Origin of the sequence: Larkinella punicea, assembly GCF_003334855.1 — a bacterium.
GTDB classification, from domain to species: domain Bacteria; phylum Bacteroidota; class Bacteroidia; order Cytophagales; family Spirosomataceae; genus Larkinella; species Larkinella punicea.
Window position 1 is genome coordinate 44,532 of the sequence record NZ_QOWE01000020.1, and the last position, 14,904, is coordinate 59,435.

Consider the following 14,904-nt stretch of genomic DNA (forward strand, 5'->3'; position numbering starts at 1 on the left):
GGTCGTGTGACGTTATCGTCGCCCAGACTGTCCGCATGACGCAGTCCCCAATAAAAACAACGTGAATGAATAGCTTGACTGCGTACGATAAGCATTTGGCCCGGATTGTGATGTTTGCGTTTTTACTGCCCAACCGGTTGCAGATTTTTGTTCTGATGGGAATTTTTCTATTCTGGGTCGTCAGAGACATTTTTTTCAATAAAAGCCGATCTTTCCGACCCTACGGCGGAGTTTTTTTACTGGGAAGTGTCTACTTGCTCTACGCTTTCCATGTCCCGTTTACCGACCCCGCCAACCGCTCCGGCGTCCTTTTTGACCTTGAACAGAAAGCCAGCCTGTTTGTCGCGCCGTTTGCCCTTCTTTTTTTACAGCCCCAAACGCGCAAAATCCTTTCCGGTGAACTGATTTATTTCGTATACGCCTGTTTTATTTCCTGTTTGGCGGGCAATCTGTTTTATCTGCTCGAATACGGCTGGCAAATCAGCGGCCCGGAAGCCCATATTCAATACCGGCTTTATTTTGAGAAAATCACGAGCTTCCACCCCACCTACATGGGCATCAACCTGTGTTTTGCCTCCGCCATTCTGTTGATTTCGCCAAAGCACCGGCAGCAACTGAAAGGCTGGAAACTGGGCGCGGTGCTCTTTCCGTTGTTCCTGTTTTTGATGGCCCTGATGCCCAAAGCCCCCGTCATTGCGCTGTTCGTTATGCTGCTCTATTACGCCTGGATCAACCGGACTCAAAAATACCGGCTTGTTCCCATTCTGGCCGTACTGGTTCTCTCGGTGTCGGTTGCCTGCATTTCCATTCCGTTCAGCAGCCAGCGGATCAGGGAATTTTCGGCTTTGATCAACGCCAAGCCAACCGACAATCCCAATGCCAATTCGGTGCAGATGCGGCAGGTAATCTTATCGGTCGATCTGGACGTTTTGAAAGAACATTGGGTGGCGGGGTTAGGTCCTGGCTACGTCGATCAGGCGTTGCGGGCTCAATATGAAGTGTATTCAAAACTGTTGCACATTCCGCTGGTGGCCTATGATACTCACAATGAATACATCAATCAATGGCTTTCGTTTGGCTTGATTGGCATTGGCTTGCTGCTGGTCATTCTGGGGGTTCAGTTTGCCAATGCATTCCGACGGCGCGATCATCTCTACACCATTCTGCTGATGATTGTCGCCATTACCTTCTTCACCGAGAATGTCTGGTCGCAACAACACGGGGTGGTTTTTTACTCCTTCTTTACGTCTCTATTTTTCCTGACCGGGATGAAACTGCCTCCAAATCCGGTAGAGCCGGAAATCGTCAAAACCAGAACCCGGCCGGAGAAAGTCCTGCACGAAATTGGATAAAATCGCCGTAACGGCGGTTAATAGCCAAAAACTTCCGTATTTTACCCCGGTTTTTAAACGATCAGAATCAATACCCAATGACCGTACGCCCGGCGACTTTAAACGACATTCCGGCTTTACTTCACCTGGTCCGGCGCGTAGTTCCACTGATGCAGGCTACCGGTAATTTTCAGTGGGACGACCAGTATCCAAACGCTGCGGTTTTCGAAAAAGACATTGCGCTGAACCAGCTTTGGGTCGCGGAACTGGACGGAAAACCGGTCGGTGTAGCCGCCATCACCACGGATCAGGAGCCGGAATATGCGAAGGTCGGCTGGGATTTGAGCGAAACGGCCATTGTCGTACATCGCCTGGCGGTCGATCCCGACGTTCGGGGCCGGGGCATTGCCGCTCTGCTGCTGGCGCAGGCTGACGAAGTGGCCCGCCAACGCGGCATCGACATACTCCGAATCGATACGAACACCCAAAATGAAGCCACGCAGCGGCTTTTTCCGAAGGTCGGTTATCAATTTGCCGGTGAAATCGGGCTGGGGTTCCGGCCTGGTTTGCGGTTTTACTGTTATGAAAAGCGGTTGAATCTTTCCTGAAATTTGCCCCTTAAATCCCCTATTTTTACGGTAAAAAGTGAACGATGGTACGACTCCTGTTCGCCCTGACGCTGCTTTTGCTGGTAGCGATCACCGCTTTTCGGCCCACTACCCACCGGAAAGATTCCCGGCCCAACATCGTTGTGATTGTGGCCGACGATCACGGACGTGAAGCCGTGGGTTGTTACGGCAATCCGGTCATCAAAACGCCCCACATCGATCGGCTAGCTGCCGAAGGCACCCGGTTTACAAACGCCTTCTGCACCACGGCCAGTTGCAGCCCGAGCCGGTCGGTGTTGCTGACGGGGCTTCACAACCACGCCAACGGCATGTACGGTCTGGAGCACCGGGAACACCATTTCAGTTCCTTCGACACGGTCCGAACGCTGCCGGTTCTGCTCGAAAAAGCCGGATATCGAACGGCCCGAATCGGCAAATTTCACGTGGCTCCCGAGCGAACCTATCATTTTCAGCAGGTGCTGAAGGGCGGTGGCGTCAACGACCCGGTGTCGATTGGCCGCAGTCCGGTGTCGATGGCCGATTTGTGTTATTCGCTCTTCTCCGAATCCGACGAAAAACCGTTTTTTCTCTACTTTGCCACCGACGATCCGCACCGGAGCAACGCCGTGTCAGCAGGTGGTTCACCGGTTTTTAAAAGTGATCAAGCCAATCGGTTTGGCAACCGGCCGGGCGGTTATCCCCAGGTTCACGACGTTTTTTACCAGCCTTTTCAGGTTCAGGTACCGCCTTACCTGCCGGATACGCGGGCGTCCCGGATGGAGTTGGCGCAATACTACGAGTCGATCAGCCGACTGGATCAGGGCGTAGAACGCTTGGTGGCGCTGTTGAAAGAAACCGGGCAGTATGACAACACGCTGATCGTGTACTTATCGGACAATGGCGCACCGTTCCCCGGATCAAAAACGACTTTATACGAACCGGGGATGAAACTGCCGCTCATTGTCAAACTGCCGAAACCGCAAAAACCCGGATTTGTGCAGGATGCGATGGTTTCGTGGGTCGATCTAACGCCCACCCTGCTGGATTTTGCGGGCGCGTTGTCAGACACGGTTTACAGCCAGGGCCGGAGTTTCAAAGCGATCGTGGAACAGGAAAAGGTGACGGGCTGGGATGAAGTTTACGCGTCACATTCACTGCACGAGGTGACGATGTATTATCCGATGCGCGTCTTGCGCGAACGACGCTACAAGCTGATTTTCAACCTCGCCCATGCGCTGCCCTTTCCGATGGCGCTCGATCTGTACCATTCGTTTACGTGGCAGGATGTGCGCAAAACCGGTCGTACTGTATACGGTAAACGGACCGTGACCGCGTATCTGAATCGCCCGCGTTTCGAGTTGTATGATCTGCAAACCGATCCTAACGAAGTCCGTAATCTGGCCAATGATCCCAAACACCGGGCGACTTTGAAACGGATGCAGGAAAAGCTCAAACGGTTTCAGCAGCAGACGAAGGATTTGTGGGTGAGTAAATGGGAGTTTGAGTGATCCTGCTAAACCAGAAACCCATGACCAGTAGCCTCGAAGCGGGTATTCAATCGATTGCGGAACTCTCGCGGGACGCGTCCGATTTATTGCTCCACGCCACCCGGCAAAAACCGCTGGCAAAAGGTCAGGTTTTGCTGTCGGAAGGCCAGGTTTGTAAAACGATCTGGTACGTTGAAAAAGGGTATCTGCGAACGTTTTACAACAAAGACGGCAAAGAAATCAACACCCGGTTTTCGTTCGAAAACGAATTTGTGACGGATTTGAAAAGCCTGCGTTCGGGCGTTCCTTCGGCCTGCTGGATTCAGGCGGGTGAAGCTGCCGTCGTTTGGGAGTTTGCGAAAGAAACCCTGCTGGAGTTATACCGCCAGTCGGCCGAGATCGAATCATTCGGACGGAATTTGCTGGAGCAGATGCTGGTCGATCAGGAAGACCACGCCAACCTGTTCCGGATCCACTCCCTAACCGAACGATACGCCTACGTGGTTCGCCATTTCCCGCAGTTGCTGCAACGGGTTTCGCTGTCGCAGCTTTCCTCCTATTTGGGCATGGCCCGGGAAACGGTCAGCCGAATCCGAAAAAACCGGTAAGGGTTTTCATTTTGTGATTTTCGTCACAGGTTGATTCAAGAAGATCCGGCGAATTTTGCCGTTTTCTATTCTTTATCAATCAAAACCACATGGATACTCCAACCAGTACGCGCACGATTATTGCTGATTTTATCGAAAACATCTGGAATAAAAACCGCTTTGAAACGCTTGATGATTATCTTCATCCGGAATTTATCGATCACTCGCTGCCGGCGTCGTTCCCGGCCAACCAGCAGGGATTGAAACAATGGATTCAGGCCACCAGCGCGGCATTCGAACACCAAACCGGCATTGAAGAGCAGGTAACCGAGGGCGATACCGTCATGATCAAATTCACCATGCAGGTGCGCCAGATTGGCGTCTGGCGCGGCATCGAACCCATGGGGGCGGAAGCCTCCGTGGTGGGCTATCGGTGTTTTAAAGTAAGCGACGGAAAAATCCGGGAACATTGGGCCTTACTCGACGGAAATTCACTGGAAAATCAACTGAGAAACAGCACCCACGGCTGCAAAATCCAGGTGTGAATGCTGGGGAAAACGTCTGCCATGTACAAAGAAACACAACACTTTCGTCAACCCTGGCTCTGGGTGCTGCTGCTCGGAAGCCTGGCCCTGGTCATTTATCGCTGGCAACCCATTAGTGTGGGCATCATGGCGGTGGTTATGGGTTTGTTCTGGTTCCTGCGGCTGGAAACCCGGATCGATCAGGAAGGAATTGCCTACCGATGGTTTCCGTTTCAGTCAGCCTACCGGGTGATTAAATGGAGTCAGATAGAACAAGCTACTGTCCGCAGCTATTCGGCTCTCGGCGAATTCGGCGGGTGGGGCATTCGTTTTTCCTGGAACGGAACCGCCCATACGGTTTCCGGCAATTGGGGCATCGACATCAAATTGAAAGGAAAAAAGCGGACGTTACTCGTCGGAACCCAGCACCCGGATGAGATCCGTCAACAAATCGGGAGCGAGCAGTTGGCTGGTAGCTAACCAGTTACCCAAACCGCAACGCGATTCATCAGCGAAAAAAAATAGCCTTCTGTAACAAATTAAGCGCACTTTCCAGTAAGTTTAACAACAAAATCCCCCATTTTCAGTAGTGGTTCTATAGCCGGGCAGTGTGTTTGATTCAGTCCGCTCTACCAGGTGACTGGCAAACTCCGAGCCCGCGCTGTTGACCCGTTTTGCACGATGCAGCAAGTATTTGATTTTTTCCAACGGCTCGCCGATACCAGCGACTGGCCGCCCCGCTGGTATTGCGGTACCTGGACCGATTTTCATGGCTGGCTGTATATTCTTTCCGACCTGACCATCTGGCTGGCCTACATGGCGATTCCGCTCATTCTGGTTCGCTTCATTTTTATCAAAAAAGGGGTACCCCTGGCCGGTGTTTTCTGGCTTTTTGGTGCCTTCATTCTGTTTTGTGGCCTTACACACCTGATTGATGCCGCCATGTTCTGGATTCCGGCCTACCGCATCAACGCCCTGATCCGTTTTCTGACGGCGGTGGTGTCGGTGGCAACGGTCGTTGCCCTGATCCGGTATTTCAACGAAGCAGTCGGGCTGCGCACATCGAAAGAATACGACCGCGAACTGTCTTACCGCCAACTGGCCATGCAGGAACTGACGCGCTCCAATCAGGAACTGCAACAGTTTGCCTACATCGCGTCGCACGATCTGCAATCGCCCCTGAAAACGATCGCCAACTACCTGTCGCTGCTCGAAAACAAACACGGCGATCAGCTTGATCCGGATGCCCGGCGACTCATTGGGGTGTCGACGGCTGCGGCCGAGCGCATGCGCAACCTGATCAACGATCTGCTGGATTTCTCGCGCGTTGGCAGTGAAGTTGCGCTACGGCAGGTCGATCTGCAGGAACTGGTCAATGAAATTCTGGAGGAACAGCAAGCCGAAATTCAGGCCACGGGGGCCGTGGTGGATCTGGGCACGCTGCCCACAATTATGGGGCATCGCACCGACCTGAAACAGTTGTTTCAAAACCTGGTTTCAAACGCCCTCAAATACCGCCGACCCGACGTGGCTCCCCGGGTCAGCATCCAGGTGACGGATGAGGGCCACCAGTATCGCTTTGCCATTCGTGACAACGGCATTGGCATCGAACGCCAGTATTTCGAGCGGGTGTTCCAGATTTTCCAGCGGCTTCACGGGCGCAATCAGTATTCCGGTACCGGCATCGGGCTCGCTACCTGCAAAAAAGTGATCGACATTTACGGGGGGCAAATCTGGATTGACAGCACCGTAGGCCAGGGAACGACGTTTTATTTCACCATTCCGAAAGTGATCAAAATGCTTCACCACTTTGTCCAGACCGATTCCCTGCAGTCGCTTAATTGACGCACTCTCTACTCGTAGTGATAATAAACCGTACTGACCGGAAACGGCTTCGTTGTCGTCATCTGCTGGGTTTTATGCGTCGGATAGCCCTGTTTATTGTACTGATACGTCAGGGTCAGCACCGAGATAACCGACTGATCTTCCGCCCGTTTAACGGTAATTTTTCCCGGATTGTTGACCATCGTCCGCTCCTGCGATAGATAGGGATACTGAACAAGCGGACGATGCGGATTTTTCTTTTCGTCATAGCCTTCATACAAAACCGTTTCCCAGGCTTTAAAAGACGCACTGCCCGGTTTTCGGATGAACGATTGGGTCTGCGTCACGTTTCCCCGGCTGTCATATTCATACCGGTATTTGATAAACGTAGCGGTTTCAAAAGTATCGTTGTCGGTATCGTGAATCTGATCGAGCAGTTCGACCAGCCGGCCTTCCGCGCCAAAAAGGTAAAAATGCGAAACCACCAGCCGGTTCCGATGATCGTATTCTTCGGTTTTGTCGAGCAATTTCCCTTCGTAGTAAAACTTCACCGACAGGCTTCCATTGCTGATGATGCGACTCAGGCGGTTTTCAGCATCGTATTCCAGCTCTGCATTCAGGATCGCTACCGTGCTGTCAGTATACGCCCAGTTCGATTGAAATTTGGCTAAAAGACCGGCAGAGTTGTAGTGATATTGCTGAAAGTTCTTTTCGCCCGCCGTGATTTTTTGCAGTCGAAGGGCGGTCGGTTCCGGTTCCTGCGAAAGCGTGGAATCAGGCGAACAGGCGCTCAGGTTCATCAAAACGAGGAAACCCAATAGCAAAAACCACGGGCGGTTTTTCTGCAAGGCGGAAGTGATCATGGCTGGTGGTGGAGCGTTACGATGACAGCGCGCTCCGCTTACTGACCGGCGGAGTGGCTGATAAATCGCTGCAAAACTAGCCTCAGGAGCGCGTTTCTCCAGACGGTTTTGTCATCAACGGCTAATTAGGGGCATTGAAGCCGCAGAAAAAAGGATTGAATAGAACAACGAAATCCCATGGTTAGTAGGCCTACGTCTGAATAACGCCCACATTAAACGCCTTCGTGATCGGCGCGTGGTTGGCGGCTTCGATGCCCATTGAAAGCCAGGTGCGGGTGTCGAGCGGATCGATCACGGCATCGACCCAGAGCCGCGAAGCCGCGAAATAGGGCGAAAGCTGTTCGTTGTATTGGTTCGTGATTTTTTGCAACAACTCCTGTTCCTTCTCCGACGTGATGGTTTCGCCTTTGGCTTTGAGCGACGCCACCTGAATCTGCAAAAGCGTTTTGGCCGCCGAGGCTCCGCTCATCACCGCCATCTGCGCCGTGGGCCAGGCCACAATCAGCCGCGGGTCGTAGGCTTTGCCGCACATGGCGTAGTTGCCCGCGCCGTAGGAATTTCCCACAATCACCGTGAACTTCGGCACCACTGAGTTCGCCATCGCGTTGACCATCTTGGCGCCGTCCTTGATAATACCGCCTTGCTCCGAGCGGCTCCCGACCATAAAACCGGTGACGTCCTGCAAAAACACCAGCGGTATTTTTTTCTGGTTGCAGTTCATGATAAACCGGGCCGCTTTGTCGGCTGAGTCGGAATAAATGACTCCGCCCATCTGCATTTCGCCCGGCCCGGAAGCGCCCCCCGCCCCCGTCCGGCCTTTTGCCTTCACGACTTTCCGCTGGTTGGCCACAATGCCGACCGCCCAGCCGTCGATCCGCGCGTAGCCGCAGAGGATGGTCTGGCCATACAGTTCCTTGTATTCATCAAATTCGGACTTATCCACCAGCCGGGCAATCACCTCACGCATGTCGTACGGTTTGACGCGATCGACCGGAATCAGGTCGTATAGTTCCTGCGGATTTTTGGCGGGCAAAACCGGCTCGGCGTAGCTAAAACCGGCCTTTTCAGGTTCTCCTAATTTATCAAAACTTCGCCGGATGGCGTCCAGACAGCTTTTTTCGTCGGGGTATTTGTTGTCAGTCACACCCGAAATCTCGCTGTGGGTGCTGGCTCCGCCGAGGGTTTCGGCATCGACCTCCTCGCCCACCGACGCCTTGACCAGATACGGGCCGGCCAGAAAAATCGATCCGGTGCCTTCCACAATCAGGGCTTCGTCCGACATGATCGGCAAATACGCTCCGCCGGCCACACAACTGCCCATAATGGCCGCAATCTGGACAATTCCCATTGCCGACATCTGGGCATTGTTGCGAAAAATACGTCCGAAATGTTCTTTATCGGCAAAAACTTCGTCCTGAAGTGGCAAATAAACGCCCGCACTATCGACCAGGTAAATGATGGGCAGGCGGTTTTCCATCGCAATTTCCTGCGCCCGGAGGTTCTTTTTGGCCGTAATCGGAAACCAGGCCCCGGCTTTCACCGTCGCATCATTCGCCACAATGACGCACTGCCTTCCCGACACATAGCCCAGACCGACCACCACGCCCCCCGACGGGCAACCGCCGTGATCGGCGTACATCCCATCCCCGACAAATAGTCCGATTTCAATGAAAGACGAATCCGTATCGATCAGATAATCAATACGTTCTCGGGCGGTGAGCTTGCCTTTGCGGTGCTGGTCTTCAATTTTTTTCGGGCCACCGCCGAGTTGGGTTTGGGTAGACTTGCGGTTTAATTCTTCCAGAAGCGGAGTCATCGTCGTCAGGCGGTTAAACACCTGTAAGTTTTTTTTTAACCTTGCAGGTGTCGCTTTTTACCGTTTTCTAGCTCAGGTCTGTGATGCAACCTTTGCCGCTTTTTTCTACATAAGGCTAACACCTGCAAGGTTAAAAAAAACTTACAGGTGTTACTTAATCGAATCCGAAACCGGCACCACGATGGTGGCGCTCTGCGCCGGTGTGGTTACCGCCTTTTCCTTCTTGCCGAACAGCGAAAAATGCACGTACCGCTTCGGATGCTCGCGGAAATCGGTCAGCAGTTTGTCCAGACTGGCGGTGGCGTTGTTGACGTTTTTATACAGGGCCTCGTCGCCTTTCAGCTTGCCCAGCGTGCCTTTCCCGCTGTTGATGTCGGCCAGCATCTGTTGCAGGGTTGCGATGGATTGGTTGGCGCTGGCCAGCGTCTGGCTCAGTTTCAGGGCGTTGAGCGAATCGGCAAAGGTACTGGCTTTCGATAGCAGCGGTTTGATTTCTTTCTCGGTTTCGGCGAGCGACGCCGACAGGGTGCCGAGATTGGTCATCAGCCGCTTAATGCCTTCGCGGTTTTCGCCGATGGTGAGTTGCAGGGTTCCGGTGGTTGCTTCCACGCCTTCCAGCGTCCGGGTCAGCACCAGACCCGTGCGGTCGAACTGCTTGACGATCCGGTTCAGGTTGATGGTCAGCGAATCGACGGTATTCAAGACCGGCAGGGTTTTCTCTTTGATCAAGGCCGTCAGACCCGCTTCTTTCCCGCTGACCAGCGTATCGCCTTTGGCCAGCTCACCCGCCGACTGGTTGATTTGCAGGATGATGAGTTTGCCGCCCAGCACCCCGGCATCGGCCAGAATGGCTTTGGAGCCTTTGCCGACCTGAATCCGTTTGTCGATGTCCAGCGTAACCAGCAAACGGTTGCCCTGCTGCTGCAGAATATCGATCCGATCCACCCGCCCGACATTCAGGCCATTGAGTTGCACCGGATTTGAGGGCGTCAGCCCATCGACATTATCATAAACGACTACGTATTTATTCGATCGGGAAAAGATATCGGCACCTTTGAGGTAATTGAATCCGAAATAAAGCACTGCCAATGTTACCACTGCCAGGAGGCCCACCTTTGCTTCTTTTGAAATTTTCATGCGTGGCGTGTGAAAGGATGAATGGTCAGATGGTTAACAAGGGTTAAATGGATAAAATGGTTGGATAATTAAATAACCATTTAACCATAAAAACCATTTAACCATTCATCCATCCAATAATAAAAACCGTTGCGAAGTTAACAACAACTTGCTTACTCTACTGCATCTACTTCGTCTTTATACGCCTTAAAAGCCCGGAAAATGGCATTTGCCATTTCTTCCTGCCCTTCTGCGGAAGCCAAATACCGTTCTTCGTCCGGATTGGTGATGTAACCGGTTTCAACCAGCACACTGGGCATCGTGGTTCGCCACAAAACAATGAAACCCGCCTGCTTGACGCCCCGGCTGGGTCGTTCGGCATTTTTCTTGAAACTCCACTCCACTTTCTGGGCAAAATCGACGCTGCTGTTCATGAACGCGTGCTGGTAATTGGCCAGCATGATGTGGGCCAGTGGTGAGTCCGGATCGAAACCCTGGTAGTTTTCCTTGTAATTGCTTTCTTTCAAAATAACCGCGTTCTCGCGTTTGGCAACGTCCAGATTTCCAGTGGTTTTGTGCAGCCCCATCGTGTAGGTTTCGGTTCCGTTGACGCGGCTGGACGATGGACTGGCATTGACGTGGATCGAGATAAAGAGGTCGGCTTTGTTGCGGTTGGCAATGGCCGAGCGTTCGTTCAGTTCAATGAACACATCCGTTGAGCGGGTGTAAATCACTTTGACATCCGGCAGTTCCTCCTTGATTCGCCGACCCAGTTCCAGCGCAATTTTCAACACAATCCGCGATTCGCGGTTGCGTTTGGTCATGGTGCCGGGGTCTTTGCCGCCGTGGCCGGGGTCGAGAACGACCGTTCGTAGCCGACCGGGCCGGGCCTCCGCCTGTTCCTGTTTTGGATTATCCTGCGGTAAAACCGGGATCATGCCGGGCAACGCCAGCAAACACAGAACGAGAATCACCAAAGAAGAAGCAGGCAATAGGGTCCGGGCAGTCGATTTCGGGGCCGTCCGGAATAGTTTAATAATTTTTAACAGGTTTAACCGTTTCAAGGCAGTATTGGAATGAAGTTAGCGACTAACTTTGTAAACCGGAGTAGGCCGGAACCCTCTTGGCCATTCGACCGGACGGGCTGACAGCGGAAGCCAGCGCTGGATTGTGAGCAAATATAATTTTTTTGATAAAACTGAAAAATCCATACTTTATTATCCGGAATCTGGTTTGCTGCCTGATCGCCCTCTTTCCACTGGTGGTTTACGGGCAGCAACAACCGGCGCGTCGTACCGTTCCGGCTTTTAACCCGCGCTCGGCAACTCCCTCTTCCGCTACCGTCACCGGCAATTCGGTGGTGGTCGATACGACGCGGGGAACGGTGAGCCGCCCGGATTCGGTCGATAGCGGCAGTAATTTACAAACAACCGTCAACTATTCAGCCAAAGATTCCACGCTCTTTGATGCAACGGGCCAGATTGTCGAACTTTTCGGCGATGCCAAGGTCGACTACGGCGATATCCACTTAACGGCAGCCTACATCAAACTGAACTGGACTACCAACGAGGTGTTTGCCAAAGGCCGCTACGATTCGACTGCCAAAAAAATGGTCGGTCTGCCTATTTTTCAGGATGCGAGCGGCCGGTATGACACGCAGGAAATCCGCTTCAATTTCAAAACCAAAAAAGGCTTTATCAAGGGCGTCATTACGGCCCAGGGCGAAGGCAATGTTCGGGGAAAAACCGTCAAAAAAGACGCTGAAGACAATTTATACATCCGAAATGCCATTTATACGACCTGTAACCTGACCACGCCCCACTTTCACATCAACGCCAGCAAGATCAAGGTTGTTCACAATAAACAGCTCATCTCCGGTCCTTTCAACTTAGTTATTAACGACATTCCGACCCCTTTAGCGCTCCCGTTCGGCTTTTTCCCGATTCCCAAGAAAAACGAAATCGGTACCTCGGGGCTCATTTTTCCTCAATACGGTGAAGAACCCAACGGGCGTGGTTTCTACCTCCGCGATGGCGGTTATTACTTCGCCATCAGCCAGTACATCAGCATGAGCCTTCGGGGGCAGATTTACTCCAACGGTAGCTGGGGGCTCGGCCTTTCGTCGGAATACCTGAAACGGTATCGCTTTGGCGGCAACTTCGCCCTTTCCTACGCCCGCAACCGGACCACATCGCTCGTCGATACAGCCACGAAGCCGCGCAACGACTTCAGCATCGTCTGGTCGCATTCGCCCCGGCCCCGCGGCAACTCGCAGTTTTCGGCCAATGTCAACGTCAGCAGCAACAGCTACAACCAGTTGAACACTTCGCTGACCTCGGGCCGCTACGTTTCCAATGCGGCCAACTCCGGCGTCAACTACAGTCACAAGTTTGGGCAGTATGTGACCAGTTCGGCCAACATCAACGTCAGCCAGAACTTCGGGAAATACAATCCGGTTACCAACCTGCGCGAGAGCGGGCAAACGAACATCTCGTCGGGTTTTAACCTCGGCGTGGCCCAGATTGCGCCCTTTGCCCTGAAAGGCGGGACCGGGCGATGGTTCGAAAGTTTCCGGCTGGGGCTGGATTTCAACGCCCAGGCCACCGTCAACAACACCCTCAGAACCGTGGATATTACCAACCTGGGCTTCCCGGTGGTGACCTCACTGACGATTCGGGGGGATACCTTGCAACGGCTGCGGGATAGCCTGGCGGCCGTGGCGAATCAGGAGATTTATACCAATTCCAACCTGATTCCGATGACCGTCGAAAACCTGCCGACCATCCTGAAGAACGCGCAGGTACAGAGCCGGTATTCGATCCCCATTTCGTTACCCAACTTCAAACTGGCCCGGTATCTCAACTTCACGCCGGGGGTTTCGCTCAGTGGAGATGTTTATACCAAAAGCCTGCAATATACCTACTTGCCCGACCGAAGAGCCGTAAAGGTGGATACTGCAAGTGGTATTTCTGCGACGTATTTTCTCTCTTTCAGTGCCTCGATGAATACCCGGGCCTACGGTACCTTCTTCATACGGGCGGGGCGGCTGGAAGCCATCAGGCACACCATAGCGCCCTCGATTTCGGTCAGCTACACGCCGGATTTGTCCAGTGCCTTTACCACCACCCTGTCGCAGTTCCGGGATCCGTACGACACCACGAAGGTACTTAAGATTTCGCGCTACCGGGGGTTGGGCGGTACGGCGGGGGCCTCCAGTTTTACGGGGCGGGCGGCCGCCATCAGCTATAACATTGTCAACCAGCTTGAAATGAAAGTCCGGGCGCGGAGCGATTCCGCCAAGGAGGAATTTGAGAAAGTGTCACTCTTCGACAACATCAGTTTATCGGGTTCCTACAACCCCTACGCTCCCCAGTTCAAGTTTTCGCAGGTAAATTTCAGCGCCAACACGCAGATTCTGAAGAAAGTCAGTTTCAATTTCTCGGCGGTTTTCGATCCGTACGCGTTTTCCGATACGGTCAGTACCCCAACCGGTGTTTATTACGTGCCGGGGCAATCGGAGCTTTATCAGACGGGGCCGTATGTCAACAACTTCCGGATCAATAAAATCGACAAGCTGGCGATCACCCAGGGGCAGGGGCTGGCGCATTTGCAGAACCTGAACTTCTACCTGAGCACGCAATTTGCCCCCAAGGACTCGAAAAAACCGAAGGTGGCGCCCAATGCCAAGACGCCCACTGAAGCGGCTGAATTGCGGCACATGAACCGGAATCCGGAAGACTACGTCGATTTTAACATTCCCTGGACTATCAACCTCAGCTATACATTTAGTCTCACGAAGTTCACGCCCATCGAAAGCCAGATTCTGCAAACGCTGCAGGTAACGGGCGATTTGAGCCTGACGCCCAAATGGAAGTTTTCCCTCCAGACCGGTTTCGACTTTTCGGCCAAAGCCCCTTCGCTGACCACGATCACGCTGCACCGCGATCTGCATTGCTGGGACATGAACTTCAGCTACACGCCGTTTTCCGGCAACCGGTATCGGTCCAATTTTTACTCGTTCGATCTCCGCGTAAAGTCGGCGATTCTCCAGGATTTGAAATTAAGCCGTCGCCGGGGTACCTCGATCAACTACTAGGAACCGGTTTTATGAAAGCCAAAAAAGGCATCCTGCAAACACAGAATGCCTTTTTTGGCAGTACCGAATTGCCTTCGTTTGCGTATTAGCGCGAAGTCTTCGAGCTTTTCTTCTTGCTTTTTTCTGCGGCAGGAGCGGCAGCCGGTGTAGCGGCAGCGGTAGAAGCACCTTCTTTGGCGGTTACTTCACCCGTCAGATTCAGGGGAATCGATGCCCGTTCTGCGTTGCTCACCACGGTCACGTTCTTGTTGAATGAACCCATCGAAGCCGCGTTGTACGTAGCTTTCACAAATCCTTTCTGACCTGGCAAAACGGCGCTCTTGGTCCAGTCAGGCGTTGTACAACCACAGGAAGGTTGGGCGTTCGAGATCACCACGGGGTCTGTACCGGTGTTGGTAAACTCAAACGTGTAGGTAACGGGCGTACCTTGTGGAACCTTGCCGAAGTCGTGCGACTCTTTGGTGAATTTAATAACGCCTTTCTGAGCGAAAGCAATGGTCGTAATGGCAAAAAATACCACGATTAGTGAAAAAGCCTTTTTCATTTCTTTTTAAAATTTAGTTACAAACAAACGGGTAAACTACGTTACAATCCTAGGTATATACTACAAAAGGTTTGCCAAATAAAAGTTTGCCAGGCAAATTACGGCATA

Annotated in this window: 13 protein-coding genes; 8 read left to right on the forward strand and 5 right to left on the reverse strand. The window is 52.8% G+C overall.

The annotated features are described in order from the left end of the window. Positions 1-65: 65 nt before the first annotated feature. From DUE52_RS22290 to DUE52_RS22320, 7 genes are all read left to right on the forward strand, one after another. Positions 66-1,352: an O-antigen ligase family protein gene (locus DUE52_RS22290; RefSeq protein WP_114408271.1), complete on the forward strand. Its 1,287-nt coding sequence runs from the start codon at positions 66-68 to the stop codon at positions 1,350-1,352. Positions 1,353-1,429: 77 nt separating this feature from the next. Next, positions 1,430-1,939, forward strand: a complete 510-nt coding sequence (locus DUE52_RS22295; protein WP_114408272.1) for a GNAT family N-acetyltransferase — start codon at positions 1,430-1,432, stop codon at positions 1,937-1,939. 44 nt (positions 1,940-1,983) lie between these two features. Next, entirely contained in the window at positions 1,984-3,447 is a 1,464-nt protein-coding gene (locus DUE52_RS22300) for a sulfatase family protein (RefSeq protein WP_114408273.1), read from the forward strand. 20 nt (positions 3,448-3,467) lie between these two features. After that, positions 3,468-4,034: a Crp/Fnr family transcriptional regulator gene (locus DUE52_RS22305; protein WP_114408274.1), complete on the forward strand. Its 567-nt coding sequence runs from the start codon at positions 3,468-3,470 to the stop codon at positions 4,032-4,034. Positions 4,035-4,123: 89 nt separating this feature from the next. Continuing rightward, positions 4,124-4,558 (forward strand): ester cyclase, encoded by a 435-nt coding sequence (locus DUE52_RS22310; RefSeq protein ID WP_114408275.1) that lies wholly within the window; start codon positions 4,124-4,126, stop codon positions 4,556-4,558. A 21-nt stretch (positions 4,559-4,579) separates the two neighbouring features. Then, a complete protein-coding gene (locus DUE52_RS22315; RefSeq protein ID WP_133299913.1) occupies positions 4,580-5,017 on the forward strand; it encodes a hypothetical protein in 438 nt (145 codons plus the stop codon). A gap of 201 nt (positions 5,018-5,218) precedes the next feature. Further along, positions 5,219-6,382 (forward strand): sensor histidine kinase, encoded by a 1,164-nt coding sequence (locus DUE52_RS22320; RefSeq protein ID WP_114408277.1) that lies wholly within the window; start codon positions 5,219-5,221, stop codon positions 6,380-6,382. 8 nt (positions 6,383-6,390) lie between these two features. On the opposite strand, the gene DUE52_RS22325 is transcribed toward DUE52_RS22320, so the two are convergent. The 4 genes from DUE52_RS22325 to DUE52_RS22340 all read right to left on the reverse strand — a co-directional run bounded on the left by DUE52_RS22325 (position 6,391) and on the right by DUE52_RS22340 (position 11,094). Further along, complete coding sequence (locus DUE52_RS22325) at positions 6,391-7,224, reverse strand: hypothetical protein (RefSeq protein ID WP_114408278.1); 834 nt, start codon at positions 7,222-7,224, stop codon at positions 6,391-6,393. A 190-nt stretch (positions 7,225-7,414) separates the two neighbouring features. Beyond that, the gene (locus DUE52_RS22330; RefSeq protein WP_114408354.1) at positions 7,415-9,040 is read right to left on the reverse strand and encodes an acyl-CoA carboxylase subunit beta; all 1,626 of its coding nucleotides are present in this window, start codon (positions 9,038-9,040) and stop codon (positions 7,415-7,417) included. Between the two features lie 150 nt (positions 9,041-9,190). Beyond that, positions 9,191-10,177, reverse strand: a complete 987-nt coding sequence (locus DUE52_RS22335) for an MlaD family protein (protein WP_114408279.1) — start codon at positions 10,175-10,177, stop codon at positions 9,191-9,193. Between the two features lie 152 nt (positions 10,178-10,329). Beyond that, positions 10,330-11,094, reverse strand: coding sequence for an N-acetylmuramoyl-L-alanine amidase family protein (locus tag DUE52_RS22340; protein ID WP_114408355.1), 765 nt, complete (start codon positions 11,092-11,094; stop codon positions 10,330-10,332). Between the two features lie 251 nt (positions 11,095-11,345). On the opposite strand from DUE52_RS22340, the gene DUE52_RS22345 reads away from it, so the two are divergent. Beyond that, positions 11,346-14,252 carry a putative LPS assembly protein LptD gene (locus tag DUE52_RS22345; RefSeq protein WP_229312265.1) on the forward strand — a complete coding sequence of 969 codons (2,907 nt, stop codon included), beginning with the start codon at positions 11,346-11,348 and terminating at the stop codon, positions 14,250-14,252. Between the two features lie 85 nt (positions 14,253-14,337). Here the strand turns inward: DUE52_RS22345 and DUE52_RS22350 are convergent, their stop codons facing one another. After that, complete coding sequence (locus DUE52_RS22350; protein ID WP_114408280.1) at positions 14,338-14,796, reverse strand: DUF1573 domain-containing protein; 459 nt, start codon at positions 14,794-14,796, stop codon at positions 14,338-14,340. Positions 14,797-14,904: the final 108 nt, after the last annotated feature.

Coding starts and splice junctions, on each gene's coding strand:
- DUE52_RS22290 (WP_114408271.1), top strand. CDS start 66: ATGAATAGCTTGACTGCGTACGATAAGCATTTGGCCCGGATTGTGATG.
- DUE52_RS22295 (WP_114408272.1), top strand. CDS start 1,430: ATGACCGTACGCCCGGCGACTTTAAACGACATTCCGGCTTTACTTCAC.
- DUE52_RS22300 (WP_114408273.1), top strand. CDS start 1,984: ATGGTACGACTCCTGTTCGCCCTGACGCTGCTTTTGCTGGTAGCGATC.
- DUE52_RS22305 (WP_114408274.1), top strand. CDS start 3,468: ATGACCAGTAGCCTCGAAGCGGGTATTCAATCGATTGCGGAACTCTCG.
- DUE52_RS22310 (WP_114408275.1), top strand. CDS start 4,124: ATGGATACTCCAACCAGTACGCGCACGATTATTGCTGATTTTATCGAA.
- DUE52_RS22315 (WP_133299913.1), top strand. CDS start 4,580: ATGTACAAAGAAACACAACACTTTCGTCAACCCTGGCTCTGGGTGCTG.
- DUE52_RS22320 (WP_114408277.1), top strand. CDS start 5,219: ATGCAGCAAGTATTTGATTTTTTCCAACGGCTCGCCGATACCAGCGAC.
- DUE52_RS22325 (WP_114408278.1), bottom strand. CDS start 7,224: ATGATCACTTCCGCCTTGCAGAAAAACCGCCCGTGGTTTTTGCTATTG.
- DUE52_RS22330 (WP_114408354.1), bottom strand. CDS start 9,040: ATGACTCCGCTTCTGGAAGAATTAAACCGCAAGTCTACCCAAACCCAA.
- DUE52_RS22335 (WP_114408279.1), bottom strand. CDS start 10,177: ATGAAAATTTCAAAAGAAGCAAAGGTGGGCCTCCTGGCAGTGGTAACA.
- DUE52_RS22340 (WP_114408355.1), bottom strand. CDS start 11,094: ATGATCCCGGTTTTACCGCAGGATAATCCAAAACAGGAACAGGCGGAG.
- DUE52_RS22350 (WP_114408280.1), bottom strand. CDS start 14,796: ATGAAAAAGGCTTTTTCACTAATCGTGGTATTTTTTGCCATTACGACC.